The organism is Micromonospora sp. NPDC047753 (assembly GCF_040642735.1).
Lineage (GTDB): Bacteria > Actinomycetota > Actinomycetes > Mycobacteriales > Micromonosporaceae > Micromonospora.
The window spans coordinates 1-1,595 of record NZ_JBEYSL010000831.1 but is presented as its reverse complement, the minus strand read 5'-3'; the positions used below and the strand labels follow the sequence as shown (position 1 = coordinate 1,595).

Here is a 1,595-nt window from a genome sequence, read left to right as displayed (position 1 = left end):
TTGGTCTCGGTGAAGTAGCCGGTCAGCGCCTGGATCGCGGCTGCCAGCACGATGCCGATCACGACCGCGCCGATGGCGACCAGCCGGGGGTTGTTGGCTGCACCGGCAGGGCGTGAAGGTGGCGCCGTACAAGGCGCAGAACATGTCGAACAACTCGGCGGTGGTCGTCGGGGCGGACGGGCGCGGCGGCGAGATCGGGCGTGCCCAGGCCATGCAGGCCGCGGCGTGCGGGCTCGCACCCGACCTGCGGTTCAACCCGGTGCTGCTCAAGCCGGGCAGCGACCTGGCCAGTCAGGTGGTGCTGCTGGGCGAGGCGGTCGACACGATCACCGCGGGCACCTTCCGGCAGTTGCGTCCCCGGCTCGCCGAGACCGCGTACGCCGCGCTGGCCGAGCTGCGCGAGACGTACGACGTGGTGATCTGCGAGGGCGCCGGCAGCCCTGCGGAGATCAACCTGCGGGCCGGTGACTACGTCAACATGGGGCTGGCCCGGCACGCCAACCTGCCCACCATCGTCGTCGGCGACATCGACCGGGGCGGTGTCTTCGCCTCGATGTTCGGCACCGTGGCCCTGCTCGACCCGGCCGACCAGGCGCTGATCGCCGGATTCGTGATCAACAAGTTCCGGGGCGACCTCGGGCTGCTCCAGCCGGGTCTGGACATGTTGCGTCAGGTCACCGGCCGTCCCACGTACGGGGTGCTGCCCTGGTCACTGGACCTGTGGCTCGACGCGGAGGACTCACTCGCCTACGGTCGGGTGCTCGGTCGACCCGCCGCCCCGCACGGCAGGGAATGGCTGGACGTGGCCGTCGTCCGCCTACCCCGGATCAGCAACGCCACCGACGTGGAGGCGCTCGCCACCGAGCCGGGCGTCCGGGTGCGCCTCACCATCGAACCGGCCGAACTGGCCGCCGCCGATCTGGTCGTCCTACCCGGCTCCAAGTCCACCGTCGCCGACCTCGGGTGGCTGCGTGAGACCGGTCTCGCCGACGCGGTGGCCACCCATGTGGCGGCCGGCAAGCCCCTGCTCGGCCTCTGCGGGGGCTTCCAGATGCTCGGCCGCGCCATTAACGATCCGGTGGAGAGCCGGCAGGGCAGCGTGCCGGGGCTCGGCCTGCTGCCCATCGACATCACCTTCGCCCCGCGCAAGACCGTCCGGCAGTCGGTGGGCACCGGCCCCGGTGGCCTTCCGGTGCGGGGCTACGAGATCCACCACGGGTACGTCTCGCAGGCCGACCCGAGCCTGACCCCGCTGCTGACCAGCGACGACGGCGTCGGAGAGGGCGCCGTGCTCGGCGTGGTGCACGGCACGCACTGGCACGGGGCGTTCGAGTCTGACGATTTCCGCCGGTGGTTCCTCACCGAGGCCGCTCGTCTGGCCGGTCGCAGCGGGTTCCGGGTCGCACCGGCCACCAGCTTCGCCGCCGCCCGGGAAAACTCGCTCGACCTGCTCGGCGACCTGGTCGAGGAACACCTGGACACCGATGCCCTCTGGCGTCTCATCGAAGCCGGCCCACCCGCCGACCTGCCCTTCATCCCACCCGGCCCTCCACCCTCCTGACCGGTGCACTGTCCCCTGTGGAGGGTGCTCGATG

Annotated in this window: 1 protein-coding gene; it reads left to right on the top strand. The window is 71.5% G+C overall.

Translation table 11 applies throughout. From position 1 onward, the window contains the following. The first annotated feature begins 40 nt into the window (after positions 1–40). On the top strand, positions 41–1,561 hold the full coding sequence (locus ABZ749_RS34985) for a cobyric acid synthase (RefSeq protein WP_357235649.1): 1,521 nt from the start codon (positions 41–43) through the stop codon (positions 1,559–1,561). The last annotated feature ends 34 nt before the right edge of the window (positions 1,562–1,595 follow it).